The sequence below is a fragment of the Paenibacillus sp. FSL E2-0151 genome (assembly GCF_037993015.1).
In the GTDB taxonomy this organism is placed as follows: Bacteria; Bacillota; Bacilli; order Paenibacillales; family Paenibacillaceae; genus Paenibacillus; species Paenibacillus amylolyticus.
The window spans coordinates 251,555-277,636 of the sequence record NZ_CP150308.1; the positions used below are offsets into that span (position 1 = coordinate 251,555).

Below are 26,082 nucleotides of genomic sequence, written 5' to 3' on the forward strand. Positions count from 1 at the left end.
TATAGAGGCTGTCCCGTCTGTCACCCGTGACCGGGACGGTCTTCTCCTATGACAACCCCACGTCATCCGATATAATGTACTGAATATTTATGGAAAATTAGCGATCAGCACAGATGTTTGTCGTCATTCAGCATGAACAGTAATGGTGGGGGGATCTCGGAGATGAACAACAATTGGTTTAGACGTTTGCTGTTATCGTATCTGCCTGTTTTCTTTATTGTGACGACCATTCTATTCTTTATTTTCTTTCAAGTATTCAATGAACAGAACCGTAGAGAAGCGCTTAAGGCCAATGAATTTCTGGCCTCTCAGGTCACGCAATATCTGGACAACTCCCTGCGTTCCATCGACTTCAAGGTACTGCGTGAGATTTTGACCAACCCTAACTTGAAGAATTATTTCTCGGTATCTGGCAGCGATGATGTGTATGCCGGCATTCAGGCGGTCCAGGTGGTTGATGAATTGAAAATAGAGTATCCGCTGATTGATTCGATTTATCTCGTTCGATACGGGGATGGCACGGTCTTCAGTAACGGGAAGGCTGTTCCGATTGAAGAGTTCCCGGATGCAGACTTTATTGCAGATAGCCGGTCAAGGGATGAACAGAAGTGGGCAGGGGCACGAGCGTTCCGGGCTTTTCCATCGCAAGCGACGGAGCAAGTGATTACGATTGTGCGCAGTGTAGGAAACGGCAAAGGACTTGTGGTCACAAACGTGGACCTGAGTACCCTGAGAAAATCCATCATGCAGATGTATGATCCGGAATTTACGTTTGTGAACATCTTCAACCGTTCGGGCGGCAATCTGTGGGATAGCAGCATGCCAGGAGGGGTTGCAGCTTCTACTAAAACCACGTCGGGAGAAGTCTTCTCCGAATTTACGTCGAGTTATAGTGGTTGGAAGGTGCAGACAGGTCTCAACAATGGAAAAATCGTCAAGTGGACGCTGCAATTTTATAATATCTGGTTTGCCTTTGCTGTAGTGGTTGTGTTGATCGGGGTGGTGTGGGTGATCTACGTGACCCGTAGAAACTACAAGCCGATTCAGCAGATTGTCACGTTAATTCAGACCGTCTCTTCGCAGAAGCAATCCGGACTGAACTATGGCAAAGAGAATGAGTTCCGATTCATCCATACAACGCTGGAACGCATGATTGATCAGACGAGACAATATCAGGAGGAGCATGAAGAGAATCTGATTTTGCAGAAAAAAATGTTCTTTCAGGAGTTGCTGGAGGGCACACGAGACTTTACGAGCACGGAGCTGACAGCGGAGATGAAGAAGTTCAAACTGCCTGAGCTGGAGCACCGTTGGGCCGTCATGGTAGTTGAAATGGATCGGTATGCTGCATTTGTGACGGAGTATCATGATCAGGACCAATCCCTCCTGAAATTTGTGTTATCCAGTATCCTGCAGGAGAGTGCGCGTCATGAAGGAACGGAAGTATGGGTTGAATGGATCTCCGATCAGCGTCTTTACGCCATCCTCTGGATTCCGGCAATGGAACAGGCTGAGGAGACCGAGCATCGATTGCTTGCTGGTTATCTGGACAGAATCGATCAGTATCTGAACTTCACCGTGACCATTGGTGTTGGTCGGGTTGCTGTCGATATTCGGGGGCTGAGAGCTTCGTTGAAAGAAGCTGTGCACGCGCTGGAGTACAAGGCTGTACTGGGGATAAACCGTATCATTCCGTGTAGCGATGTGCCGAATTCGACCAATGATGTGTATGAGTTTCTGAAAACCATCTCGCTGCTGGTACAGGCGATGCGCTTGTCGGACGATGTCTGGGAAAAGCATTTTGAGAGACTGTTTGAACAAATCAGTGAGTCCGTTCTGTCCCGTCAGGAGATTATGAATACGATCCAATTGTTATTTCAACATTACAATCGGGAATTCGCCGAACTTCCACGGGAGTATCAGGAGTCATGGGCTGCTATATTCACCCCGCTTCTTCCAAGGCTTGAGGGCTGGGAGACGTTAGACGATCTGCGTGAGCTGTGCTGGGAAGGGTTCAGAGAACTGGCGTTGCAGATGCAGACGCTGCATTGTTCCCGAAAACACAGATCACATATTCTGGAGATTCGCAAATACATCGAAGAGCATTACAACAATCCTGATCTGTCGCTGAACTACCTTAGTGATCTATTCGATATTAATCCGAAGTATCTGAGCAAGCTTTTCAAGGATGAGATTGGAGAGAAGTTTGTGGATCTGCTCATTAGTCATCGCATCGAAAAAGCTAAGCTGCTCATGCAGGAGACGGATAAGGCTATTCAGGAGATCAGTGAGGAAGTGGGTTACACGAACTATAATTCCTTCAACCGGGCTTTCAAAAACGTGGTGGGTGTGGCACCAAGTGACTACCGCAAAGCCATGTGAGTGCACGCGCCTAACTAATTCCGAACGCATAAGGAGAATGTGCATATGGACTATAAAGATGCTTCGCTTCCCATTCAGGAGCGGGTTCAGGATCTGATCGGACGGATGACAACGGCAGAGAAGATTGGACAACTCATTCAGCCGATGGGATGGAAGACGTATGATAAAGCAGCTGATGGTACAGTACAGGTGACGGAAGAGTTCAAAGCGGACATGGAACAGGGCGGTGTCGGTTCTCTGTATGGTGTGCTTCGGGCCGATCCATGGACTGAAGTGACGCTGGAAACGGGGCTTACCCCACGGCAGGGAGCCGTTGCCACGAATGTTATTCAACAGTATGCCATGGAGCATTCCCGGCTGGGCATTCCTATTTTGTTCGGGGAAGAGTGTTCCCACGGGCATATGGCGATCGGGGCGACAGTATTTCCGGTACCGTTAATGGTGGGCAGCACGTGGAATATGGAGTTATACCGCAAGATGTGTGAAGCCATCGCTGTGGAGACCCGGAGCCAGGGGGGAGCGGCAACGTATTCCCCGGTGCTTGATGTGGTACGTGACCCGAGATGGGGACGGACAGAGGAATGTTTTGCCGAAGACCCATACCTAATCGGTGAATTTGCAGTAGAAGCCATGAAGGGACTACAGGGTGATCGGCTCGACTCCAACCAGACGATTGTCGCTACACTTAAGCATTTTGCGGCTTATGGCAGCTCAGAGGGTGGACGTAATGCAGCACCTGTGCATATGGGATTACGTGAATTACATGAAATAGATCTGTTGCCGTTCAAAAAAGCAGTGGAAGCCGGGGCTTGTTCCGTCATGACCGCTTATAACGAGATAGATGGCGTACCGTGCACGTCCAGTACGTATCTGCTGAATGACCTTCTGCGCGAGCAGTGGGGTTTTGATGGATTTGTCATTACTGATTTTGGTGCCATTCAGATGCTGGTCCATGGACATAACACCGCCGAGAACGGGGAACAGGCCGTGGCACAGTCCCTTCAGGCAGGTGTAGACATGGAGATGTCCGGGTACATGTACCGCAAACATCTTGTTCAGGCGCTTGAGCAGGGAATGATCGAAGAGAAGGATCTGGACTTGGCTGTGTGGCGAGTGCTGGAGATGAAATTCAGACTTGGTCTGTTTGAACAACCTTTCGTTGATCCAGAGTTTGCAGAACAGGTCATCGGATGTGAAGACCATACTCAGCTGGCGAGGGAAGTTGCACAAGAGGGGATTGTTTTACTGAAAAATGAAGGAAATACTCTTCCGCTTGCCAAAACAGGTCCAAAGCTAGCTGTCATTGGTCCGAACGCGAACCATATCTATAACCAGCTTGGAGACTATACCTCGCCACAGCCGAGAGAACAGATCGTCACGGTACTGGATGGCATTACGCGCAAGCTTGGTGTGGATTCGGGTCAGGTGCTGTACGCACCCGGCTGCCGGATTAAAGGCGATTCCAGGGAGGGCTTTGCACAAGCGCTCGCCTGTGCGGAACAGGCCGATGTCATCGTGATGGTGATGGGTGGTTCCAGCGCCCGCGATTTTGGTGAAGGTACGGTCGATTTGCGGACAGGTGCGGCCGTGGTAACCGATGATCCATGGAACGATATGGAGTGCGGTGAGGGCATTGACCGGGCGTCTTTGAATCTCATGGGTGTTCAATTGGAGCTGGTGCAGGAGGTACATAAGCTGGGGAAACCCGTTATCGTTGTGTATATTAACGGCCGCCCCATTGCTGAACCTTGGATTGATGAGCATGTCCATGCCATTGTGGAAGCGTGGTACCCCGGACAGGAAGGTGGTAACGCGATTGCGGATATTCTGTTTGGCGACGTGAATCCATCTGGTCGTCTTACCGTCTCCATTCCCAAGCATGTTGGGCAACTTCCGGTCTACTATCATGCCAAACGCACTCGTGGCAAACGGTATCTGGAGATGGATCTGGCGCCGCAGTATCCGTTTGGATACGGACTGAGCTACACCGAATTCAAATATGAGAATGTAAGAGTAATGCCAGAAGTCATCGGCCCGGAAGATGAAGCTCAGGTGATGGTTGAAGTCACGAATACCGGAGCGGTTGCGGGAAGCGAGGTTGTGCAGTTGTACATCACGGATGTGTCGGCTTCGGTTACGCGGGCTGAAATGTCACTTAAGGGTTTTCGTAAAATTCATCTGAAGCCAGGACAGACCCAGACCGTTACATTCCCTGTGCAAAAAGAACATCTCGCACTGATCGACTCCCGTCTCCAGTCTGTCGTAGAACCGGGTGAATTCAGGCTCATGGTTGGCTGCAATTCTATGGATTCGACCGCCTGCAGTCTGCACATTCAGAAGGTGGGGGTGGAGGTATGATTCGAATTCAGCGATTCATCGAAGATCTGAAACAGCGGCAATGGCTGGATACGATCGAGCTTCCAGCGTGGGAGATGCAGAGGGCCAGATACATTCGGCCAGGGGAATACGAGTACGAACAGGCAGAAGTAAATGAAGATGAGCAGTCCCACAAGGCAGTGCAAAACTTGAATCCGCTGAACAGCGTACATGGAACGACGTATTTTCTGAGCAAAATTGTGGAGATTCCTGCGGAATGGCAAGATCAAGCCGTTGGGCTGATCTTCGAGGCCGGAGGAGAAGGGCTGCTTAAGGTGAATGACATGCCTTATCACGGATTGGACCGGAACCACGGGTTCGTACCCCTTCCGAGAAGTCGGGTAGGAAATACACCGCAGTTGGAGATTGAACTCTACGATCCGATTCCAGAGCCGCATGATCCACTCAACCGACAAGCTGTCATTCAGCCGCCTATTCAGGGCATTCGGGCAGCGTTGGTTCATGTTAATCAGCCACTGCAGAGCCTGATGTACAGCGTGACGGTACTCGCCGAGTCGCTCCGGGCATATAACGAGAAGGAGCCCAAGCGGATGGCACTTGTTCAGGCTATTCATCAGGTGATGGATAACATGTACAATGACCCGGAACGCTGGAATGATGCAACCTGGATACAGAACTTCGAATATGTATTAGCACAGTCAGTACAGCAGGAAGACCCGGAGGAATATCGGAGTGGCTTCATGCATCTGGTTGGACAATCCCACATTGATATTGCCTGGCTGTGGCCTGTACGTGAGACGGTTCGCAAGTCCAGTCGCACGTTCTCGACCATGTGCACCTTGATGGATACGTACCCGGATTTTGTGTATTCCCAGAGCCAACCGCAGTTGTACGCCTTCGTGAAGGATCATTACCCGGAGCTGTACGAGCGAGTTAAAGCCCGTATTGCTGAAGGCCGCTGGGAGCTGGTCGGAGGCATGTGGGTCGAGCCGGATCTGAATATTCCGAGTGGCGAGTCGTTAGTTCGGCAGATTCTGTATGGACAGAACTTCTATCAGGCGGAGTTTGGCAAACGCTCCAACATCGAGTGGCTGCCGGATACCTTTGGCTACTGCGCTTCCTTACCGCAGATGCTGAAACTCGCGGGTATTCCTTATTTTATGACCACCAAGCTGAATTGGAATGATACCAATGCGTTTCCGTATGACCTCTTCGACTGGGTAGGCATAGATGGCACTTCCGTGCTGGCATATCTGAATCATGGGGTGAATGAACATACGCGTCCCAAAGATGTGGATGAACATTGGCAATCATTTAAACAAAAGGATGTGCACCCTGAGCAAATGTTGCTTTACGGACATGGCGATGGTGGTGGTGGCGTGACGAATGAGATGGTGGAGTTTGCGGAGCGATCCCATTTGATGGTTGGACAGCCAATCAGTAAATTCAGCACAGCAGGGGCTTTTTTTGAAGACATATCATTAAATAATCCGACGTTGCCGAAATGGCACGGGGACTTGTATCTGGAACTGCATCGCGGAACGTATACAACTCATGCGAGGAACAAACGTAGCAACCGTAAGGCAGAGGTATTATACCGGGAAGCGGAAATCTGGGGGCAATTTGCCGGGGCTTACGGCGCGCACACGAAGAATGATTTGGATGAAGGCTGGAAGTTGATTATGCTCAACCAATTCCATGACATTATTCCGGGAACGTCGATTCCAGAAGTTTACGTAACGTCCACCGAGGAGTACACGAAAGTATTTGCACTGGGTACATCCGCACTACGGGAAACGCTGGATATCCTTGCGGAGAACATTGCAACAGATGAAGTCGATGGTCTTCCTTACATTATATTCAACAGCCTTGGCTGGAAACGCGGAGAAAATATCACCATTACAGGGGATGCTCACCTCGCCAGGATGGCAGCATTTGATCGTCAAGGAAATCGTCTGGCCTGTGATCTTGAACAAAAGGAAGACAAGTATACGTTGCTCGTGCATGTTCCGTCGATTCCTGCCTTTGGGTATACAACCATATGGCTGCGCGAAGCATCGGATGTTATCCTTCCAGTAAGAGAAGAAAAATCCTTCCCTTCCACGTGGGAAACCGAATTCTATACCCTTGAGTTCAATGACTTGGGAGAGATCACCCGATGGTATGACAAAACGGTAGGACGTGACTGGCTGAAGCCTGGTGATCGGGCGAATGAGTGGCAGTTTTTCCACGACAAACCGACGTACTGGGATGCATGGGATATCGATCCACGATTTGAATCTCAGCGAGCTGGTGCGGTGCAGTTGATCTCCAGAGAGATTGTACAGCGCGGGGCTACGCGAGATGTACTACGCTTTGTCTGGAAGTTGAATCAATCGGAGATCAGTCAGGATATCATTTTGCATCGTTACCAGCGGCGTGTTGATTTCCGTACAAAAGTGAACTGGAATGAGAGCCATAAACTGCTCAAGGTGGCATTTCCGGTGGACCTGGTGGCAGCCAAAGCGGCTTATGAAATTCCGTTTGGAGCGTTGGAGCGTCCAACTCATAACAACACCAGTTGGGAGCAGGCGCAGTTCGAGGTCTGTGGACATCGTTGGGCGGATATCTCGGAGGGCAACAGCGGTGTGAGTTTGCTGAATGATTGCAAGTACGGGTATGACATCAAGGATCGGACGATCCGCCTGTCTCTGCTTCGTGCTCCGAAATGGCCGGATGAACATGCCGATCAGGGCGATCATGAATTCACGTATTCGATCCTGCCACACCAGGGAGATTGGCGACAAGCTGCCGTCGTTCGCCGGGCGATGGAGCTGAATCATCCGGTCGAAGTTGTGGCAGCGAGTCAGTCTTCCGGTCACTTGCCAGCTGAACATGCTTGGGTTCAGTTCAACAGTGAGCATGTCATTCTGGATGCAATCAAGCCAGCGGAAGACGGTTCCGGAACAGTACTACGTTTCTACGAATCATCCGGAGGTCGGGAAACGGTGCAGGTTCAGTGGGCTGAAAAGGAAATCAAAGCGTCCATCATTAATCTGCTGGAGGATGAGATCCATCCGTTGGCTTGTTCAAACGGCACAATTGAACTGACATTCAAACCGTATGAGATCAAGTCGGTGAAACTTGTTGATATCAGTAATGAGTCGAACCTTACATTTACATGAGAACGTAGAGTTACTCACTCAATCACAGGAGGTATGACATGAAATTAACGAATAAGATTGGTGTCATCGTGGATAGCTTTGGCGTAGGGGGACGGGAAGGGTTGAACAAAGCCAAAGACGTAGGTGCAGAAGGTGTGCAGATCTACGCCGTCAAGGGAGAGATGGACCCTGAAAATTTGTCACCTGCGGCGCGCAAGGAGCTGAAGAGTTACATCGATTCGTTGGGTCTCGAAATTTCAGCATTGGTCGGTGATCTGGGCGGACATGGGTTTCAGGTCAAGGAAGATAATCCGTGGAAAGTAGAGAAGTCGAAGCGGATCGTGGATCTGGCCCTCGATCTAGGCACCAACATTGTCACTACACATATCGGCATTGTTCCACATGACCCTTCATCAGAAGTTTATGCCACACTGCATGCTGCTTGTGAGGAACTGGGCCAATACGCCAAAAGTGTTGGCGCATACTTTGCCATTGAGACAGGACCGGAAACGGCTGCTGACTTGAAAGGATTCCTGGATACGTTATCGACCAACGGAGTATCGGTGAATTTTGATCCGGCGAATATGGTGATGGTGACCGGAGATGATCCGGCGCGGGGCGTTCATCTGCTCAAGGATTACATCGTACATACTCATGTGAAGGATGGTGTGCGGCTGAAGGAAGTTGACCCACGAGACGTATACGGAGCGGTCGGTTATGCCCCTATGGATCACGATAAGATTGCCGAGATGGTCTCTTCCGGGACTTTCTTCCGTGAGGTGCCGCTGGGCGAGGGTGGCGTTGATTTTGATGGATACTTTGCAGCGCTTCAGGAGATTGGTTACACCGGTTATCTGACGATTGAACGTGAAGTAGGCCATCAACCGGAGCAGGACATTCGCAAAGCGGTTCAATTTATCCAACAATATCGATAGGGAGCTGAGCAGATGAAAGTGGGCCTGAGCACGTATAGTTTGTTGAACGATTTGAATTCGGGTGAGATGACGGTGCTGGATGTGATCGACTGGATTGCGGCGAACGGCGGCGAGCATATGGAAATGGTTCCTTACGGTTACACTGTTGAGGATAATCACGATCTGGCGGATGCGATTCGGGAACGGGCAGCGTCTAAGGATATTGAACTGTCCAACTACTCGCTGCCAGCGAACTTCGTGCAGGAGACGGAAGAGGCGTTTGAAGAGGAGATGGCTCGGGTCAAAAGACATGTGGATGTCGTACACCGGATGGGTGTAAAACATCTGCGTCATGACGTCACGGCGTTTACCCTGCCAAAGGAGAAGATGACCATCGCCTGGTTCGAGCAAAATCTGCCGCTGATGGTGCGGGGAAGCCAGATCATTGCGGACTATGCCGCGCAGTTTGGCATCACGACAACCATTGAAAATCACGGCTTCAGCGTGCAGGCGAGTGATCGGGTGCAGCGTGTTCTGCATGCTGTAGATCGTCCGAACTTCAAAACAACACTCGATATTGGAAACTTCATGTGTGTGGATGAGAATCCGATCATTGGTGTCATGAAAAATCTGCCGTACGCTTCTCTGGTCCACTTTAAAGATTTTTACTTCCGTCCTTATGATGAGCATCCAGGTGAGGGTGAATGGTTTACGACGGCCAACGGTAACTTCCTGCGTGGGGCCATCGTTGGACAAGGTGACATTCCAATTCGTAAAATTGTAAAGCTGATCAAAGACTCCGGTTATGATGGCAACATTACGGTGGAGTTCGAAGGCATGGAGGAATGCAAATCCGCATCCAAAATCGCCATGGACAACCTGCGCCGCTTCTGGGAAGAGGCGTAACGAAGCATAACGAGGGAATGGATCAAGGGCCACTTTTCGAAGTGGCTCTTATTGTTGATCATCAGGATTCTGGACTGCCCATCGATCCAGGATCATTTCGATGTAACGCATGGTATCCGTTGTCATACCATATACACGAGCTGACTGATCATCCTCTGGGGTGATATAATCCCAATATTTTTCTGCCAATTCTGCATTCCCTTGAAAAGCCCTTTCAGCATAATCAGAGATTCGAATGGCCAGTAACCGTGAGGCTTCGGAATCCGGAGGTTCCATCTTGCATGTATGGACATCTTTAAGAATATCAGCCCATTCCATGGATATTGAATTGTTCTGATTATTCAGAGGTAACGATTCCATTTCTTCAGGTGTAAAAACATCTTGTCGGAACTTGCCCGGAGGCTGATCCAGTTCACGGATGAAACCCAACATTTCATCCAGACTGATTGTACCAGATGCTCTGATGGCATATATGGTTGAAAAAAGAAGATGCTCGACCTTGCTTAATCTCTCCTGCTGTTCCTTAACGACGGCCAGTTGTTGTTCCAACGTATTATTCCATAAAGTAAGGGTACTCTCTGGTTCAGAGCGAGCAGCATCCTGATTGAGGAATTCTCCAATCTCATTCAATTTAAAATGCATTTTCTTCAGAATGGTAATCTGCTGAAGCCGTAAAATATCCTTTTCACCATATAAGCGATACTGATTGTTCTCATTACGGGCCGGTCGCAATAAACCCAGCTTTTCATAATAATGCAGTGTTCGAATGGATACTCCGGTATGTTTGGATAGTTGCCCAACGGTATACAACTGGCAGATCCCTCCCTCATGATTTATGTATTCTCCACCAGCGCCATGCATTGAGCACCGCCAGAATGATCCCACCGACGAAGATTATCATCATATACAAAATAAATATTTCGGCCAACCCGTTATCTTGCGTGGTATAGCTTAACAATGCCGGTCTATCACCTGGCATAACAACGAATCTGGCTACCTCCAGGTAAGCGATATGAAATCCGATGGAGGCCCATAAAGATCCGGTCAAACTGCGCAGAAGCTGTAACGTAATACCATAGGTCAAGAGCAGGATCATATAATCCAAGGTTATCCGGTTTCCGGCATCCATACCGACGAGCTCTTGCAATAGGCTGACACTCATCGGAACCAGCAGAAAGAGTATGATTTGAGTTACATAAGCGAAAAACACAGGAAGTCGCAGTCTGAAGCGTAATCCATCATAGACCATGCCTCGCATGGATAGTTCCTCTGGCAAAGCTTCGTACAAGAAAGCAATACAACTATTAAGTGCAACAGTAAGCAAGAACTCGGCTGAGAAGTGCCACTCCGTAATCGTAATCCAGTTGTTCATACTGGCTATCGCTAATCCGATGAAGGCCAGAGAAGTGGCAAATAATGCGCCAAAGAGCAAGTGAATTATGCTTTTTCCTGTCAGAGGAAGAAGAACGGACTTCATATGGAAGTGCCTTCGAATGACGAGTAGTACGGGCAATACGATACTAATAATGACAACAGCTTGGATGAGATGAACCATCCATTCACCAGCAACAATAGTGCTGACAAACTCCCCTGCGAGTGTAGCAAAAAACAGACCCAATGTCATCGTCAACCAACTCATTCCAATAATGGCTATTCCACTGCTGCGTCGTTTCTTGGTTACATGTTCAGGTGACATACTCATGCTAATCCCCTTCTGAAGCCAGTATAAACCCTCGAGTTAACGTCAGGGTCAAGCAGGAAATATGCCTATCAGAATATGGTTCTGCGCAAGGATTAAGTTACGAGCAGCACAAGTGTGGTATACTGGATATATTCAGCCTGATAATAACTGGCTATGGATAGGAGATGTCACTGATCTATGCAGGTATTCGAGGACTGGAATCAGAAAGTAAAGAGGACGTTTAATGCTACGAACCCCGAGGTAGTATTGACGGTATCGGAAGCTGGAAGTTTGCTTGGTTTGACCAAAGACCAGATGAAACTGTACGTGGACAAGAACAAACTAACGAAGGTCCCGATCATGAGAAGTGTTCACCGATACCTCTTATTGAAAAGTGAAATAGATAACATCGTTCAAGCTCGATAACTTCATAGGATTGAACACAACCATTTTACCGATAGGATTCGGGAGAGTGGTCTTTTTTTTATCGGAAAGGGGACAGAACGTGCTGAATAAAGTGTCAGGTTGGTTCTATCAGCGGGTGAATTGGAAATGGGTTGCAGCTGCGGTTGTTGTTTTTTCCTGTTTCATTGCATTTATTCTGCCCTGGCAGGCGGCAAAGTCGGATGAGGCCGCCGGTGGAGGGCAGTCCCCGGATTCCTCTTTTCTATACACTGCAAATGATCTTTATCAGATGGCTGAGCATTATGGTGAAGCAGGGCGGAGCGCCTATATTCAGGCACGGTTCACATTTGACCTCATATGGCCCTTGGCCTATCTGTTTCTTTTGGTTGTTCTGTTATCGATACTATATCGCGACCTTCCGGTAAAGAGTAGCTGGCGCTGGGTGAATCTGATTCCGATCTTAGGTTGGGTTATGGACATGCTTGAAAATATAGGTGCATCCCTGATCATGTATCGTTATCCTGAACGTACGCCTGTGCTTGCTGAACTCACTCCGATATTTACCCTGTTGAAATGGTGTCTGATCTATGCCAGTTTTGCAACACTGGTTCCGGGTGTTCTGATCACGGTTCTCTACTATATACGCAGGCGCAAGAAGTAGTGGAGAGAGGGATGGATTAAGAATATGTTGGTAACCCTAATCGTGTGAAGGTCCGCAGGGATGAGTGCAGAAATATACGCTTGTCAAAGAACAATCTGTTCATATATACTCATGTCGCAAGTGGCGTGAATCGTATAATTACAAGAGCCCAAGGAGATGAAGAACGCATGTCGATCAGCTTGAATGTGTATCTGGTTACAGACGGTAATGGACGTGAAGCGGTAGATTTTTATCAAAAGGCATTTGGAGCCGAAGTGCTCGCGCTTCAAACATTTGGCGACGGTCCATCTGACCCGAATCACCCCATCCCGCCAGAAGCAAAAGACCGTATTATGCATGCTTCTTTGCAGATTGGCAGCTCGGTATTAATGTTGTCCGATACATTTCCAGGCATGCCGTACACCATAGGTAATCATGTTAGTATTACTGTGAACACGGATACTGTGGATGAAGCCAAAGCAATTTTCAGCCAACTGGAAGATGGCGGGGTAGTGGAAATGGCGATACAAGAGACGTTTTGGAGTCCAGCCTACGGCACGGTTGTCGACAAATTCGGCGTACATTTTCAGGTTAATGCTACGCCGGGACAAGCTTAAGAGCGTACTCTTCGCTAATATAGCCTACAAATGGCAAAACCTCCGCGATCTGCTTCAGGCAGTCTTGGAGGTTTTTTGTTTTTTTGTAATGACTCGTGATTAATCTTCCTTGATTAGTCTTCCTTCTGAATCTTGGAAGGATTGTTGATTTTATAGGGAACCGGGTTACGTGTCAGCTTCTTCTTGATAATTTTCGCTTCAAACGTGATAACGTCGCCCACTTCCAGTTCCTGTTTCTTAACGGTGGCACTGTGGCTAGACCAGGCTTCCCCAACATCAATGACGTCTGGCTCCGTAATGGTAACTGCTTCATAGATGATGACTTCGTCGTCATTGTCAGAGAAGTGATTCGGTACGGTGGTGAACTCTTTGACAACGGCACTCATCTTCACTTTGCCTTCTGGCAGATCAATTTTGACGCTCTTAGCTTTGCTCGCTGTTTTGGGTTTGGGTTTGGCATCACTTGCTGCCCCAGACTGAGGTCCAACATACTCTTCTACTAGCCCATCCGGATCACCCTTTAGCCCAGAGGAGAATTCATCTGTGTCCGTGTCGTCCGAATCATCCAGATCCGGCGGAATTTCATCCAGGTTAACCAGGGCATCTGGAGTTTGCGTAAGTTCAGCAGGGGTAACTGGTACGACTGTATCCGAAGTTGCCGATTCTGTGCTGCGATCTGATCCGGCTGTGCCTATGCTTCTGGCGCTGTAACTGGACGCTTGCATTTCCTTCAGATAAGACGGGTGAATACAATGTTTTTGTCCATTATCCAATTGAATAACGGCTGCCATGTGATCCACATATCCAATGATGGTGCAGGGCATGTTCAATCCGTTTCCTTTATAATAGAACGTTTTGAGTTTGGTCGCTTTACCAGAAAGCAGGCCCCACTCCTGACATTTCTCAATCAGCTCATCTTCGTTATCCAGCGCAATAAAATCCTGCGGTTCAATCATAAATGCGTATGTCATATGGAATTTCCGCCCTTCCAATCCATTCTTCATGTTCATCGTTTCCAAATTACAACCAGTGTATCACAAATGAGCATTTTGCATAAATCGAAACGCTGAAATCTGTACTCGGAGATGAAGATTATCAACGCCTGCTAACAGAGGCCTATGCTATAATTTGATCAGAATATATGGTGGGAAGTTGTTACTATATATGTTGAACTAAAGATTATTTACACAGACACTACGATGACAGAACAACCTTCCAACCCCTGTTATCCCCAGATTTTTCGATTCCCTTTTCCTAAGGGAAAATCCGGTGATAGCGTATGCTTCCGATGTAGCTTTCTTTCAGAAAGCTTTTAGGCGACCGCTTCGCTTTTTCAGGTTTTTTCTGTCCTCTCCGTTATCGTGTAAATGATTAGTTGAACTTATATAGCATTGATATACATATTTCAGGAAGGGAAGATATGCATGGAGAAGAAGGTAAATCATCAAGCTGTATGGCTTGCTATAGGTGTTGCCATGGGAGTCAGCATTGGTACGGCTACGAAGCAGCTTGGACTCGGGATTGCTTTTGGCTTGGCGCTTGGCATTGTAATTGGTTCGGTGGTTAGCAAACGTGCGGGGTCAGACTCGGAACATATGCTCAGCGAGCATGTCCGGGAATTGCACAAACCAGATGACTGGGAAGACGCGCTGCATTGCTCGCAGGATCATCCGGTGCTTATCCTAAAACACAGCACAACTTGTCCGACCAGTGCGAGAGCGTACAGAGAGTTTATGGCGTTTGTAGGCACCCATGCATCAGATCCCAAACAACCTATGGACTACCGCATCGTCAAAGTGATTGAAAACCGTTCGTTATCCCGCTACATTGCGGAAGAGACCGAGGTTCATCATGAGTCACCACAGGTGCTTCTGCTCGATCAGGGAAAAGTCGTCCATCATACCTCCCATGGCAAAATCACGAAGAAGAGATTATTGCAGTGGGCAGAGAATCCATTTGGATGAAGTGTATGAGATAGGTTTACTTTAAAAATATCAAAAAAAATCATATCTTTGCACACGAACTTCGATTAAAATATAACTTGTCTTCATATTTATGAATCGGAGTGATCTATATGGAACAATATAAGTTCAAGTCGGAACATAGTCAGATGCTTGTTGATGCTATTGTTGAAGGATACCGCGAATATATTGATCACCGTAAAGATCGGAAGAGAAACATGAAGATTAGTTCAGCCTTTGCCTGGACAAAGGGAAATTTTATTGAGAGCAAAATCGCAGATTATTGCGGTGAACAAGGATTCACTCACAAGAAATCCAAAGCAGGTTTAACATGGGATTATCTCCAGTTCACACATGAAGAATCAAAAGTTCTGTTTCTGATAAAGAACGCAGCCTACTTTAATGAGAATAGTTTTTCCAGTGCCAAGCTACCTACGGGCGTTGACAACAAAGGTGCTTTCCGTACCTATTTACACGATCTCTCCAAGATTAATAACGATCTGGAATTTTCTTTGATTCAACCACGCCGTAATGAACATGGTGAGTTGGAGAGGGTTGAGCAACTTTCTTTTCCAATCTCAGAGAGTCAGGTCAGCCGTGTGAAAGAAGAACTTGAACATCTTGCATCTACATATAATGAGTTTCATATACTCACTTATGCTATTGATGATGCATACCAAATTTCGAAGGTTCAGCATTATCTGCCTAATCCGCATGATAATATCGCTTATTTTATAGAAGATTTATCAGACCTCATCTCTGGTGCTGAACTGGATGATAGTGAACGGGAGGCGCTTACGCCTGATGTGGAAGATATCGTTGATCCGGCAGCTTATGATATTGAAATTTTGGAAGGAGAACAGCGGGGGTGATTCCCTGTGTCGTTCAGTAAGGAGGGAGTAGCATGTTCGTTGGTGAAAATTTGACCAATTTGCGGATCATGCATGGGTATTCGAGAAAACAGCTCTCTGAACAATTAGGTGTGACAGAACAAGCAGTCTGGCAATATGAAAATGCTTATACCTCTCCGAAGGTGCCAATTGTGAATGAGTTGAAACGCATTTTCAGTGTAAAAAGCAAGTATTTTTATACGAAAGATATGCTTACACAGCGTAATAACGCAGCCAACATTGATGTTATGAACATTGCCTATCGTTCGAAAGTGATGAATGTGATATCCAAGACACAGACAGAAGCAAAGCATGTAGAATATCTGGACACGTTCATTAATTATATTACCGCTCAGATCAGCCTTCCCACACTGAATATTATCCAATTGCGGGAAGAGGCAATTGAGTATATGAACCATACAGACGATGATCGTACGACCCAGATCCATTATGTTGCCCATCTTGCGAGACAACGGCTGAATATGGAGCCATCCACGAATGAGAACCTGATGTTCCGGATCGAAAAAAGTGGTGTATATGTTTTTGAAAAAGCGATTGGTGAAGAAATTGATGCGTACAGCCTTTGGACACGAAATGATCGTCCGTTTATCATACTGGGCAACATCAAACGTTCTGCGGTTCGTAGGAATTTTGATATTGCACATGAACTTGGTCATTTGTTGCTTCATTATCGTCTTGAATTTGTCAATCTGGACCGAAAAGAACACAAATTGATTGAAAATGAAGCTAATCTGTTTGCGGGTGCATTTTTATTGCCCGAAGAAGAGTTTTCATCGGACATGAATGAAATCACTTATAAGACGAATCCCGATCAATATCTTGATTTGAAAAATAAATGGAAGACTTCCCTACAAGTGCTGGGATACAGAGCAGCACATCTAGGAATGATGGAAGCTAAGGATCATCGTAATTTCTATGCGGCGATGCACCGAAGAGGATATCTGGAAAAGGAGCCTTTCGACAGGGAGATTCCACTTCAAAAGCCGATGCGAATTAAAACCATTATTGATCTGCTTTCCAATAAAGGTCTTGTGGATATCCGCTATATGATTGAGGAGGATTGGAAAGTGGAAACTTCCTTCTTTCATCATATGACAGGAATAAACACCGACTTTTTTAACAAGTACATGACGAACAAGCCTGAAACTAGTATTCAAAATGTTAGGGAAATGCCTACACGTAGCTCTTGAAATGACGGGTAGGTAATAGATTGGCACGTAATGGATTGCTCCGTATAAAATGATGATAGACCCGTTCTTTTCAGCCCATTGCTGAGGAGAGCGGGTCTTTTTTACGTTTTTTTTACACCCATGTAGGCATTTCTTTACCCCTTTTTTACAGCGTTTCATATTACGATTTTACATGTAGCAGGTGCAGAGAACGGTAGAGAGAGGGAGGAAGGGCGCATGGTGAATGATGCCACGATGATTGGATTGGTTGTGCTGCTGTTTGCGGTGTTTTGGGGATTCGTGAAATTCTGCGAGAAGGCTTGAGGGTAGAGAGGGGGATGCCAAATGATCGTCATCGGTATGATTGTGCTCGCACTGGTGATATATCTCGGTTATGTGCTGGTGAAGCCGGAGAAATTCTGATGCTGACAATGTGCGTAATGCACGAACAAGTGAACGTCGAATAGGGAGGAAATGCGGATATGGGTATCGGTGTAGTGCAAGTAGCGGTGACGCTGCTTATCATCCTGCTGCTGGTGAAACCGGTGGGAAAATATATAGTGAACGTGTTTGATGGACAGCGAACGGGGTTGGATCGGATTTTTGGCGGACCGGAGCGACTGCTCTATCGAGTAATGGGAGTACGCGAGAACGAATCCATGGGGTGGAAAAAGTACCTCACGGCTGTTCTCCTCTCCAACTTTGTAATGTTGGTGTTGATGTTTCTGGTGCTACGGCTGCAAAAATATTTACCGCTCAATCCGGATGGCATCGGCAATATGCCAGCGGCGCAGGCATTTAATACGGCCGTATCCTTCATGACCAACACGAACTGGCAGTCGTATACGGGCGAGAACGCCTTGTCGTATCTGTCACAGATGCTGGCCGTGACGTTTCCGATGTTTACGTCGGCAGCAACGGGATTTGCAGTGGCTATTGCGTTCATTCGCGGGCTGATAGGCCGCCGGGATGAACTGGGGAACTTTTACGTCGACCTTGTACGGTCGATTACGAGAATTTTTTTACCGCTGAGCTTCATCGTGGCCTTGTTCCTCGTGTTCCAGGGGGTGCCTCAGACACTCGCGGGAGCGGTGAACGCAACCACGCTGGAAGGCGCGCAGCAGACGATCTCACGTGGACTGGTCGCCTCACTGGAGTCGATCAAACACATCGGAACGAATGGTGGCGGCTGGTTTGGAACCAATGCTGCACATCCATTCGAGAATCCGACGGCCCTGAGCAATCTGGTGCATATTGTCTGTATGATGTTGCTGCCAACGGCACTGGTATACGCCTTCGGTTTGATGGTCAATAACCGGAAGCAGGGTTGGGCATTGTTCGCGGCGATGAGTTTTCTTTTCCTAGTGATGTTGACCACCGTATTTGTCTCCGAATATCGCGGTGTACCCGCGCTGGATGCAGTAGGTCTTCAAGGCAATATGGAGGGGAAAGAGGTTAGGTTCGGCATACCGGAGTCGGCCTTATTCACAGCGGTCACGACGGCGGCTACAACAGGTTCAGTCAACAATATGCACGAGTCGCTCACTCCGCTTGGAGGTCTGGTGTCACTGGCTCAGATGATGCTCAATAACGTGTTTGGGGGAAAAGGGGTAGGGCTGATCAACGGACTGCTGTATGTGATTCTGGCTGTGTTTATCTGTGGATTAATGGTGGGACGGACACCTGAGTTTCTGGGCAAAAAAATCGAGGGCAAAGAAGTGAAGCTCGCATCCATCGCCTTGCTCATTCATCCTTTGATTATTCTGGTGCCAACGGCAATCGCGCTTATGCGGCCTGAAGCTATTGCGTCCATCTCGAACGGGGGCATGCATGGCCTGACTGAAGTTCTCTATGCTTTTGCCTCGGGTGCAGCCAATAATGGATCGGCCTTTGCCGGACTGAATGCCAATACAGACTTTTACAACATCGCAATTGGTATCGTTATGCTGCTGGGAAGGTACGTTTCGATGATCGCCATGCTGGCTATTGCGGGTTCACTGGCCACCAAACGGGTTGTGCCTGTAACTACGGGCACGTTGCGGACACACACACCTCTGTTTGCTGGCATTTTGGTCATGATGATCATTGTAGTCGGTGCACTCACATTCTTCCCGTCGCTTGCTCTTGGACCGATTGCAGAGCATCTGGCGATGATTCAATGAGGGATACGACAGATGGATCAGCACAAGGATGTAACGTATGGAGGTGGCAGTACACGATGAATGCAGTCGAACGAAAGAAGAGGATGCAACACATGGATACAGAAATGTTTAGAACGAAGGGCAATGAGCCAGATAACAACCGCGGTAATATTCAACGTGATCCCGGATCGAAACGGTCGTTAAACAAGGATATGATACTTCAGGCTTCACTCGATGCGTTCAAGAAGCTGAATCCGGTGGTCATGATCAAAAATCCGGTCATGTTTATTGTCGAGGTGGGTACATTCATTACGCTCTTATTATGCATCAACCCCGATCTGTTCACCGCATCCGAGGGTGGGCGCGGGTACAACATTGCCGTGTTTTTCATTTTGTTGTTCACGCTGCTGTTTGCTAACTTCGCGGAGGCACTTGCAGAAGGTAGAGGTAAGGCTCAGGCGGATACGTTACGTAAGACGAAGTCGGACACCCTGGCCAATCTGGTGCAGAAGGATGGAACAATCCGGCAAGTGTCTTCGACCCAGTTGAAAAAAGGTGATATGGTCCGTGTGGAAGTCGGTGAACTGATTCCGACAGACGGTGAGATTATGGAAGGCTTGGCCTCCATTGATGAATCGGCCATTACGGGAGAATCCGCCCCGGTAATCAAGGAGGCAGGAGGCGATTTCTCCTCGGTTACCGGAGGTACCCGCGTCGTGTCCGATTACATCGTCATGCGTGTTCAGACCGATCCGGGTGAGTCATTCCTTGACCGGATGATCTCTCTGGTTGAGGGTGCACAGCGCCAGAAAACACCAAACGAAATAGCGCTGACAACCCTGCTCGCCGTATTAACTCTGATCTTTCTAATAGTCATTCTATCGATGGTTCCGATGGCGAATTACCTGGGTATTCGACTGGATCTGGCGACATTGATCGCACTGCTCGTCTGCTTGATCCCAACCACAATTGGTGGATTGTTATCCGCCATTGGTATTGCCGGGATGGACCGTGTTACACAGTTCAATGTGCTCGCTATGTCAGGTAAAGCGGTGGAAGCAGCTGGGGATATCGACACGCTGATTCTGGACAAAACAGGAACGATCACATACGGAAACCGCATGGCATCTGAGTTTATTCCCGTTCAGGGAATTACTTTGTCAGAGATGACGCAAGCTGCTTTACAGGCTTCTGTGCGAGATGAGACCCCGGAAGGACGTTCTGTTGTGGAACTGGCAGGCAAACAAGGCCAGAGCTGGGCTGAGACGGAGTATGCAAATGCGGAAAATGTGGAGTTCACGGCAGAGACCCGGATGTCCGGTCTGAACCTGAGTAGCGGAATGAAGATCCGCAAAGGTGCGGTAGATGCGATCAAACGTCATATTGCTTCCGAAGGAGGCCGCATACCTGGTGATCTGGATGAGATTGCAAATCGCATTGCGAAGGCCGGGGGCACGCCACTTGCTGTGGCCATCGATGAACGAATCTATGGTGTGATATATCTGAAAGACACTGTGAAGCCAGGGCTGAAAGAGAAGTTCGCTGAGATGCGCGCCATGGGCATTAAGACCATTATGTGTACAGGCGACAATCCGCTGACCGCAGCGACCATAGCGCTGGAAGCGGGTGTGGATGATTTTATTGCCGAAGCGAAGCCCGAGGACAAGATTGCGGCGATCAAAAAAGAGCAGCAGGAGGGCAAGCTCGTCGCCATGACGGGCGACGGTACCAACGATGCTCCTGCTCTTGCGCAGGCCGATGTGGGCCTGGCGATGAATTCGGGCACCATGGCGGCCAAAGAAGCGGCCAACATGATTGACTTGGATTCCGACCCGACCAAGCTATTGTCAGTCGTCTCCATTGGCAAACAGTTGCTGATTACACGCGGCGCACTGACAACCTTTTCGATATCCAATGATATCGCGAAGTATTTTGCGATCATTCCAGCCATGTTCATTCTCGCTATGCCGCAGCTTCAGGCTCTGAACATTATGAATCTGGCTTCACCGCAGTCTGCGATCCTATCGGCGCTCATCTTCAACGCTATTATTATTCCACTACTCATTCCCATCGCGATGAAAGGGGTCAAGTACCGGGCGATGTCTGCCGAAAGGTTGCTTGGTCGCAATGTGTTCATCTATGGCGTAGGCGGCGTGATTGTACCTTTTATTGGCATTAAGTTGATTGACCTGGTTCTGTCGGGAATCCTTTAACGAGATAAAATGCTTATCAAAATGTTTTTTTTATCCTAATGAATTCAGGAAGTGATCTGTATGAACATGTTCTTGCCCGCCATACGGTTATCCGTTGTGCTTATGCTGATATGCGGCCTAATCTATCCCCTCGTAACGACTGGCGTAGCTCAACTTCTCTTTCCTGCGCAGGCGAATGGAAGTTTGATTACGCAAGATGAGAAAATCATCGGCTCGTCCCTGCTGGCGCAGGAAATCCAATCGCCGGGGCTGTTCCAACCCCGGGCATCAAATGCCGATTATGATCCAACGGCTTCAGCCGGTTCGAATCGCGCCGTAGCCTCGGAGGAGTATATCGGCGAGATGAAGGCAAAGATTGCTCAGCTCCAGCAGGAAAACCCGAGTCTGAAGCAGATCCCTGCTGATCTCGTGACGGGTTCAGGCTCTGGACTTGACCCGGATCTCTCTCCCGAAGCCGCTGAGGCACAGATCCCACGCATTAGCGAAGCTACGGGGCTTAGTGAACAGCAGCTTGTGCAACTTGTAAATGAGCATACGGAAGGTCGTCAGATGGGTATATTCGGGGAACCACGTGTGAATGTAACGGCTCTGAATCTGGCGCTGACAGCAGAACTGAACTAACGAACGAACATATTAGCCTGCTCACGATATATCGGGAGGGGCTTTCTCCAATTTTTTTTATCCTATTTTTCAAAGAAAAGGGGGAGAGGGACGGATGGAAGACAGCTTCAAGCGCAAGTCACCGGAAGAGATGCTGAAGATGATTACGAAGCTGCAACAGGGTACGCTCAAAATCTACATCGGCCCAGTCAGTGGATCGGGCAAAACGTATCACATGCTGCGGGAAGGGAACACATTACGCCAACAGGGCATTGATGTGGTCATCTGCGCCGTCTCCACAATGCGCAGACCGGAAACGGTGGAACAGCTTGGCGCACTCGAACGGATTCCAAGCATTCACTGGTTACGCGAGAGTGATGATGTAGAGATGAAGGATCTGAACTTGGATGCACTATTGGCACGTAATCCGGAGGTTGTGCTGGTGGATGGTTTGGCACATCGCAACAGAGAAGGTGCTCGGTATGCTACCCGGCTGGAGGATATTCAGTTTTTGCTCCGAAACAACATCAGTGTCATGACAACGGTGAATGTGTATGAGCTGGAAGGCTATACAGAGCTGGCACGACAACTTACGGGGATCGCAGCAGAATATACGGTGCCTGCCGATACATTGGAGCTTGCGGATGAAGTGAAGCTGATAGACGTCACACCAGAAACCATACTGAGCCGTCTGGCAGAAGGTCATCTGAAGGGGCATGAGGGAGAAGCAGTTTTTCGTCAAGGCAATCTGGGTATTCTGCGCGAACTGGCCCTGAGATTGGTTGCAGAAGGGGTGAATGAATCCCTGCGTGAGCATCGGGAGGAGATGGGAATTACCGTCACAACAGGCATCATGGAACGGATTCTGGTGTCCACGCAATATCATTGGAATGGCTCCATCTATATCCGGCGTGGACAACAGATTGCCAAACGGCTGAATGGTGATCTGTGCGCCGTGGTTTTTCGGAATATGAAGCAGCCATTAACCAAGGAGGCAACCGTATTTCGGGGCAATATGATCAAGTTGGTGGAGAAGTTTGGCGGCCATATGGAGGAACTGTCCGTATTACACCGTCGCAACATCCCGTCTACGCTGGCACGTTACGCCATGGAGCACCAGATTACCCGGATTGTGATGGGACACTCCCGGCGTACACGCTGGCAGGAACTGTGGCAAGGGTCCGTTGTTAACTCGCTGCTACGCAGATTACGTGGTGTCGATCTGTTTCTGGTTGCTGATCGAGCGGCCCGGGAGGGTGAACGTGTGGTTCCGGCTAAAGTTAACGATGTGGAGTCGCTGACATACCGCAGACTAAGCGAGCAGGAAATGAAGGAACAGATTGGCCAGATTCAGCGCGGCACATTCAAAATATATATCGGAGCCGCACCAGGTGTAGGCAAAACCTACATGATGCTGCGGGAAGGCAATGATTTGCTCCGCAAGGGCATCGATGTGCAGATCGGCTTGCTGGAGACACATGGGCGGGCGGAAACCGTGGAGCAGATGGGCCACCTGTCTGTGATCCCTCGCGCGAAGCGCGTTTATCAGGAAACTCGTCTGGAAGAGATGGACACGGAGGCCATTCTGAATCTTTGCCCAGAAGTGGTGCTTGTGGATGAACTGGCACATACGAATGTACCCGGGAGTGTCCGGCAAAAGCGTTATGAAGATGTTCTGCTCCTGCTGAATGCAGGCATCTCGGTGATTACCACAATGAACGTACAGCACCTCGAAAGTCTGAATGATGCCGTTGAACATATTACCGGTGTTCGTGTCCGCGAGACCGTACCCGATCGGATCATTCAGATGGCGGATGAGGTGCAGTTGATTGATGTCGCGCCCCAGGCCTTGCGGCAGCGCATGAGGGAGGGTAAAATCTATGCAACTGCCAAGGTCGAGCAAGCCCTTGCGAATTTCTTCAAAATCGGTAATCTGATTGCCTTGCGAGAACTTGCCCTGCGCGAACTGGCGGACGATGTCGATGAACGGCTTGAAACACAGCAGGCCAAAATTGCACTTCGAGGACCTTGGCGCAGACAGGAAGCGGTCTTTGTATGTGTAAGCAGTGATCGTCATGCCGAGCGGCTGATCCGGCGCGGATTCCGTATGGCTTATCGTCTAAAAGCCATCTGGCATGTACATCATATCCACATCGGTGAGTCCATGAGTGACGAAGTGAAGTGCCATCTGGAAGCGTTGGAGCAGCTGACAATTCGGCTTGGTGGTCAATTTCATATTCATCACAGTCCAAGACTGCGCGATGTACCTGAGATTTTGGCAAGAAAGGCATCGAAGGCAAGAGCAACCCAGCTGGTGGTCGGGCAGGCAAGACGGGTGTGGTGGCTGAATGGCTATCGCGGCTCAGGGTCGGTGGTCAACCGACTTGTACGCTTGTCGCGGCATCTGGATGTATTGATCGTTGCAGATTATGATTATGAACTGAGCGGGATGTGAATGGATATTGTCTGAACACATAAAAAAAGAAACGCGGGCAGCCCATGGGAAAAGGGTTCCGGCATATGCATATGTATGGGTGACCCTCGGGGTGACGCTGCTAACTTTACTGCTTCATGCCATCGGCATGAGTGGTGATTTGGTTAATGTAGCGCTTATATATCTGTTTCCCGTCCTGGTGAGTGCCGTGTATTGGGGAATGGGGCCAGCTGTATATGCCGCGAGTTTTAGCGTCATTATGTTTGACTTCTTTTTTGTCCCGCCATATTTGAGCTTTACGGTTGAGGATTTGAGATATCTCATCTCCTTTGTTGTATATCTTGCGGTGGCGATCCTGACAGCCAGTCTTGCAGGTCGATTGCGTCAACAGTTGGAGAGGGTAAAAGCACGCGAGGCCACGACTAACTCCCTATACGCATTGAGTCGTCAGATGACAGCTATTACGGATCTGAATACATTACTGGTTAACATTGCAACCCAAGTATCGCTTACCATGGGTAAGCCAGTAGCTGTGTATCTTCCGAATGGGCAGGGTGATCTGCTGGTTACAAGCTCTTCTGCACCCGCATCAGAAGGGGAAAAGGATGGCTGGGGAGATGGAGAGTCGGAGATTGCCATTGCCAAATGGGTGTATCATCACGGACAGATCGCTGGTAAAGGATCATCCACATTGCGGGAATCTCTCGGGCTATATGTGCCGCTACGCACAGAGGAGCAGATTCATGGCGTGCTCGCCGTAAGCATGGACGCTGGCGAGATTCATGAGCAGCAAGAAGAGCTTCGTCTGTTGGAGGCATGCGGAGGACTGGCCGCAGGTGCTATTGCCCGAGTGAAGCTGGCGGAAGAGGCCAGATTGGCGCAGATTACTGCTGAATCAGAGCGCATACGCACAGCGCTGCTGGACTCTGTCTCTCATGAATTGCGTACGCCCCTAACCGCCATTATCGGCTCGGCTACAGGATTGTTGGAGAATGATACGCTTTTTACACCCGAGGATCGGAGAGAATTAACAGGCAACATTCGGGATGGAGCCTTGCGTATGAATCGTCTCGTCACAAATCTGTTAGGTATGGTTCGGCTGGAGAGCGGCATGTTGCAACTGAACCGGAAATGGTGTGACGTGGAAGATATAATCAGCGTTGTACTGACACAAGTTCGGGAATTCAGTCCGCATCGTAACATTCAAGTTGAACTTCCTGATGATCCGGTGTTCATTTATGGAGATGAAGTATTGCTGGAGCAGGTGCTGGTCAATATCGTCAGCAACGCCATCAAATATTCGCCCGACGAGACCCAGATTGTCATCATTGTGGCGAGTGATAGAAGTCCGAATCAATTGACGATCATGGTTGCTGATCAAGGCATCGGTATACCGGAAGCAGAAAGAATACGTATATTTGATAAGTTCTATCGCTCAGAGTCGACTCAGCATGTCACTGGGACGGGGCTTGGTCTGGCGATCTGCAAAGGTATTGTGGAAGTCCACGGAGGTACCATTGTGGCAGAGCCGAATCCGGGCGGGGGAACGAGAATGCGCATAGATATCCCCATGGAGGCTCACGGATCACGGTTTCCCTATTCAGAACAAGGAGAGGTTGAAGAATAAC

General features: G+C 48.7%; 19 protein-coding genes. 16 read left to right on the top strand and 3 right to left on the bottom strand.

From position 1 onward, the window contains the following. Window positions 1-162 precede the first annotated feature (162 nt). From MHI55_RS01180 to MHI55_RS01200, 5 genes are read left to right on the top strand one after another with little or no spacing between them, the layout of a single operon-like run. A complete protein-coding gene (locus MHI55_RS01180) occupies window positions 163-2,382 on the top strand; it encodes a helix-turn-helix domain-containing protein (protein ID WP_340388373.1) in 2,220 nt (739 codons plus the stop codon). Window positions 2,383-2,427: 45 nt separating this feature from the next. Further along, a complete protein-coding gene (locus MHI55_RS01185) occupies window positions 2,428-4,740 on the top strand; it encodes a glycoside hydrolase family 3 N-terminal domain-containing protein (protein ID WP_340388375.1) in 2,313 nt (770 codons plus the stop codon). Continuing rightward, entirely contained in the window at window positions 4,737-7,883 is a 3,147-nt protein-coding gene (locus MHI55_RS01190) for an alpha-mannosidase (protein ID WP_339190303.1), read from the top strand. The genes MHI55_RS01185 and MHI55_RS01190 overlap by 4 nt, the downstream gene beginning before the upstream one ends. A gap of 38 nt (window positions 7,884-7,921) precedes the next feature. Next, the gene (locus MHI55_RS01195; protein WP_076254225.1) at window positions 7,922-8,797 is read left to right on the top strand and encodes a sugar phosphate isomerase/epimerase family protein; all 876 of its coding nucleotides are present in this window, start codon (window positions 7,922-7,924) and stop codon (window positions 8,795-8,797) included. Between the two features lie 12 nt (window positions 8,798-8,809). Continuing rightward, window positions 8,810-9,682 (top strand): sugar phosphate isomerase/epimerase, encoded by an 873-nt coding sequence (locus MHI55_RS01200; protein ID WP_076254223.1) that lies wholly within the window; start codon window positions 8,810-8,812, stop codon window positions 9,680-9,682. Window positions 9,683-9,730: 48 nt separating this feature from the next. On the opposite strand, the gene MHI55_RS01205 is transcribed toward MHI55_RS01200, so the two are convergent. Both MHI55_RS01205 and MHI55_RS01210 read right to left on the bottom strand, forming a co-directional pair. Then, window positions 9,731-10,492, bottom strand: a complete 762-nt coding sequence (locus MHI55_RS01205) for a MerR family transcriptional regulator (RefSeq protein ID WP_340388377.1) — start codon at window positions 10,490-10,492, stop codon at window positions 9,731-9,733. Window positions 10,493-10,508: 16 nt separating this feature from the next. Next, window positions 10,509-11,384: a CPBP family glutamic-type intramembrane protease gene (locus tag MHI55_RS01210; protein WP_339190299.1), complete on the bottom strand. Its 876-nt coding sequence runs from the start codon at window positions 11,382-11,384 to the stop codon at window positions 10,509-10,511. A gap of 177 nt (window positions 11,385-11,561) precedes the next feature. Here MHI55_RS01210 and MHI55_RS01215 point away from each other — a divergent pair, with 177 nt between their 5' ends. The 3 genes from MHI55_RS01215 to MHI55_RS01225 all read left to right on the top strand — a co-directional run bounded on the left by MHI55_RS01215 (window position 11,562) and on the right by MHI55_RS01225 (window position 13,025). After that, a complete protein-coding gene (locus MHI55_RS01215; protein WP_017691180.1) occupies window positions 11,562-11,789 on the top strand; it encodes a hypothetical protein in 228 nt (75 codons plus the stop codon). A 79-nt stretch (window positions 11,790-11,868) separates the two neighbouring features. After that, window positions 11,869-12,429 carry a hypothetical protein gene (locus tag MHI55_RS01220; RefSeq protein ID WP_339190296.1) on the top strand — a complete coding sequence of 187 codons (561 nt, stop codon included), beginning with the start codon at window positions 11,869-11,871 and terminating at the stop codon, window positions 12,427-12,429. Between the two features lie 167 nt (window positions 12,430-12,596). Then, window positions 12,597-13,025, top strand: a complete 429-nt coding sequence (locus MHI55_RS01225; protein ID WP_339190294.1) for a VOC family protein — start codon at window positions 12,597-12,599, stop codon at window positions 13,023-13,025. Between the two features lie 113 nt (window positions 13,026-13,138). Here MHI55_RS01225 and MHI55_RS01230 read toward each other — a convergent pair whose 3' ends face one another. Next, window positions 13,139-13,996, bottom strand: coding sequence for a hypothetical protein (locus MHI55_RS01230; RefSeq protein ID WP_100526505.1), 858 nt, complete (start codon window positions 13,994-13,996; stop codon window positions 13,139-13,141). Window positions 13,997-14,449: 453 nt separating this feature from the next. On the opposite strand from MHI55_RS01230, the gene ytxJ reads away from it, so the two are divergent. The 8 genes from ytxJ (at window position 14,450) to MHI55_RS01270 (ending at window position 26,081) form a co-directional block, all read left to right on the top strand. Beyond that, window positions 14,450-14,989: a bacillithiol system redox-active protein YtxJ gene (gene ytxJ, locus MHI55_RS01235; protein ID WP_339190293.1), complete on the top strand. Its 540-nt coding sequence runs from the start codon at window positions 14,450-14,452 to the stop codon at window positions 14,987-14,989. A 110-nt stretch (window positions 14,990-15,099) separates the two neighbouring features. Next, window positions 15,100-15,858: a hypothetical protein gene (locus MHI55_RS01240; RefSeq protein ID WP_017691175.1), complete on the top strand. Its 759-nt coding sequence runs from the start codon at window positions 15,100-15,102 to the stop codon at window positions 15,856-15,858. 32 nt (window positions 15,859-15,890) lie between these two features. Continuing rightward, the gene (locus MHI55_RS01245) at window positions 15,891-17,087 is read left to right on the top strand and encodes an XRE family transcriptional regulator (protein ID WP_076254215.1); all 1,197 of its coding nucleotides are present in this window, start codon (window positions 15,891-15,893) and stop codon (window positions 17,085-17,087) included. Window positions 17,088-17,554: 467 nt separating this feature from the next. Further along, window positions 17,555-19,228: a potassium-transporting ATPase subunit KdpA gene (gene kdpA / locus MHI55_RS01250; protein WP_340390557.1), complete on the top strand. Its 1,674-nt coding sequence runs from the start codon at window positions 17,555-17,557 to the stop codon at window positions 19,226-19,228. Between the two features lie 191 nt (window positions 19,229-19,419). Beyond that, on the top strand, window positions 19,420-21,420 hold the full coding sequence (kdpB, locus tag MHI55_RS01255) for a potassium-transporting ATPase subunit KdpB (RefSeq protein WP_340390558.1): 2,001 nt from the start codon (window positions 19,420-19,422) through the stop codon (window positions 21,418-21,420). Between the two features lie 60 nt (window positions 21,421-21,480). After that, window positions 21,481-22,041, top strand: a complete 561-nt coding sequence (kdpC, locus tag MHI55_RS01260; protein ID WP_340388379.1) for a potassium-transporting ATPase subunit KdpC — start codon at window positions 21,481-21,483, stop codon at window positions 22,039-22,041. Window positions 22,042-22,135: 94 nt separating this feature from the next. Beyond that, entirely contained in the window at window positions 22,136-24,475 is a 2,340-nt protein-coding gene (locus MHI55_RS01265) for a histidine kinase (protein WP_340388381.1), read from the top strand. 7 nt (window positions 24,476-24,482) lie between these two features. Next, window positions 24,483-26,081 (top strand): ATP-binding protein, encoded by a 1,599-nt coding sequence (locus MHI55_RS01270; RefSeq protein ID WP_340388383.1) that lies wholly within the window; start codon window positions 24,483-24,485, stop codon window positions 26,079-26,081. Window position 26,082 lies beyond the last annotated feature (1 nt).

Coding starts and splice junctions, on each gene's coding strand:
- MHI55_RS01180 (WP_340388373.1), top strand. CDS start 163: ATGAACAACAATTGGTTTAGACGTTTGCTGTTATCGTATCTGCCTGTT.
- MHI55_RS01185 (WP_340388375.1), top strand. CDS start 2,428: ATGGACTATAAAGATGCTTCGCTTCCCATTCAGGAGCGGGTTCAGGAT.
- MHI55_RS01190 (WP_339190303.1), top strand. CDS start 4,737: ATGATTCGAATTCAGCGATTCATCGAAGATCTGAAACAGCGGCAATGG.
- MHI55_RS01195 (WP_076254225.1), top strand. CDS start 7,922: ATGAAATTAACGAATAAGATTGGTGTCATCGTGGATAGCTTTGGCGTA.
- MHI55_RS01200 (WP_076254223.1), top strand. CDS start 8,810: ATGAAAGTGGGCCTGAGCACGTATAGTTTGTTGAACGATTTGAATTCG.
- MHI55_RS01210 (WP_339190299.1), bottom strand. CDS start 11,384: ATGAGTATGTCACCTGAACATGTAACCAAGAAACGACGCAGCAGTGGA.
- MHI55_RS01215 (WP_017691180.1), top strand. CDS start 11,562: ATGCAGGTATTCGAGGACTGGAATCAGAAAGTAAAGAGGACGTTTAAT.
- MHI55_RS01225 (WP_339190294.1), top strand. CDS start 12,597: ATGTCGATCAGCTTGAATGTGTATCTGGTTACAGACGGTAATGGACGT.
- MHI55_RS01230 (WP_100526505.1), bottom strand. CDS start 13,996: ATGACATACGCATTTATGATTGAACCGCAGGATTTTATTGCGCTGGAT.
- ytxJ (WP_339190293.1), top strand. CDS start 14,450: ATGGAGAAGAAGGTAAATCATCAAGCTGTATGGCTTGCTATAGGTGTT.
- MHI55_RS01240 (WP_017691175.1), top strand. CDS start 15,100: ATGGAACAATATAAGTTCAAGTCGGAACATAGTCAGATGCTTGTTGAT.
- MHI55_RS01245 (WP_076254215.1), top strand. CDS start 15,891: ATGTTCGTTGGTGAAAATTTGACCAATTTGCGGATCATGCATGGGTAT.
- kdpB (WP_340390558.1), top strand. CDS start 19,420: ATGATACTTCAGGCTTCACTCGATGCGTTCAAGAAGCTGAATCCGGTG.
- kdpC (WP_340388379.1), top strand. CDS start 21,481: ATGAACATGTTCTTGCCCGCCATACGGTTATCCGTTGTGCTTATGCTG.
- MHI55_RS01265 (WP_340388381.1), top strand. CDS start 22,136: ATGGAAGACAGCTTCAAGCGCAAGTCACCGGAAGAGATGCTGAAGATG.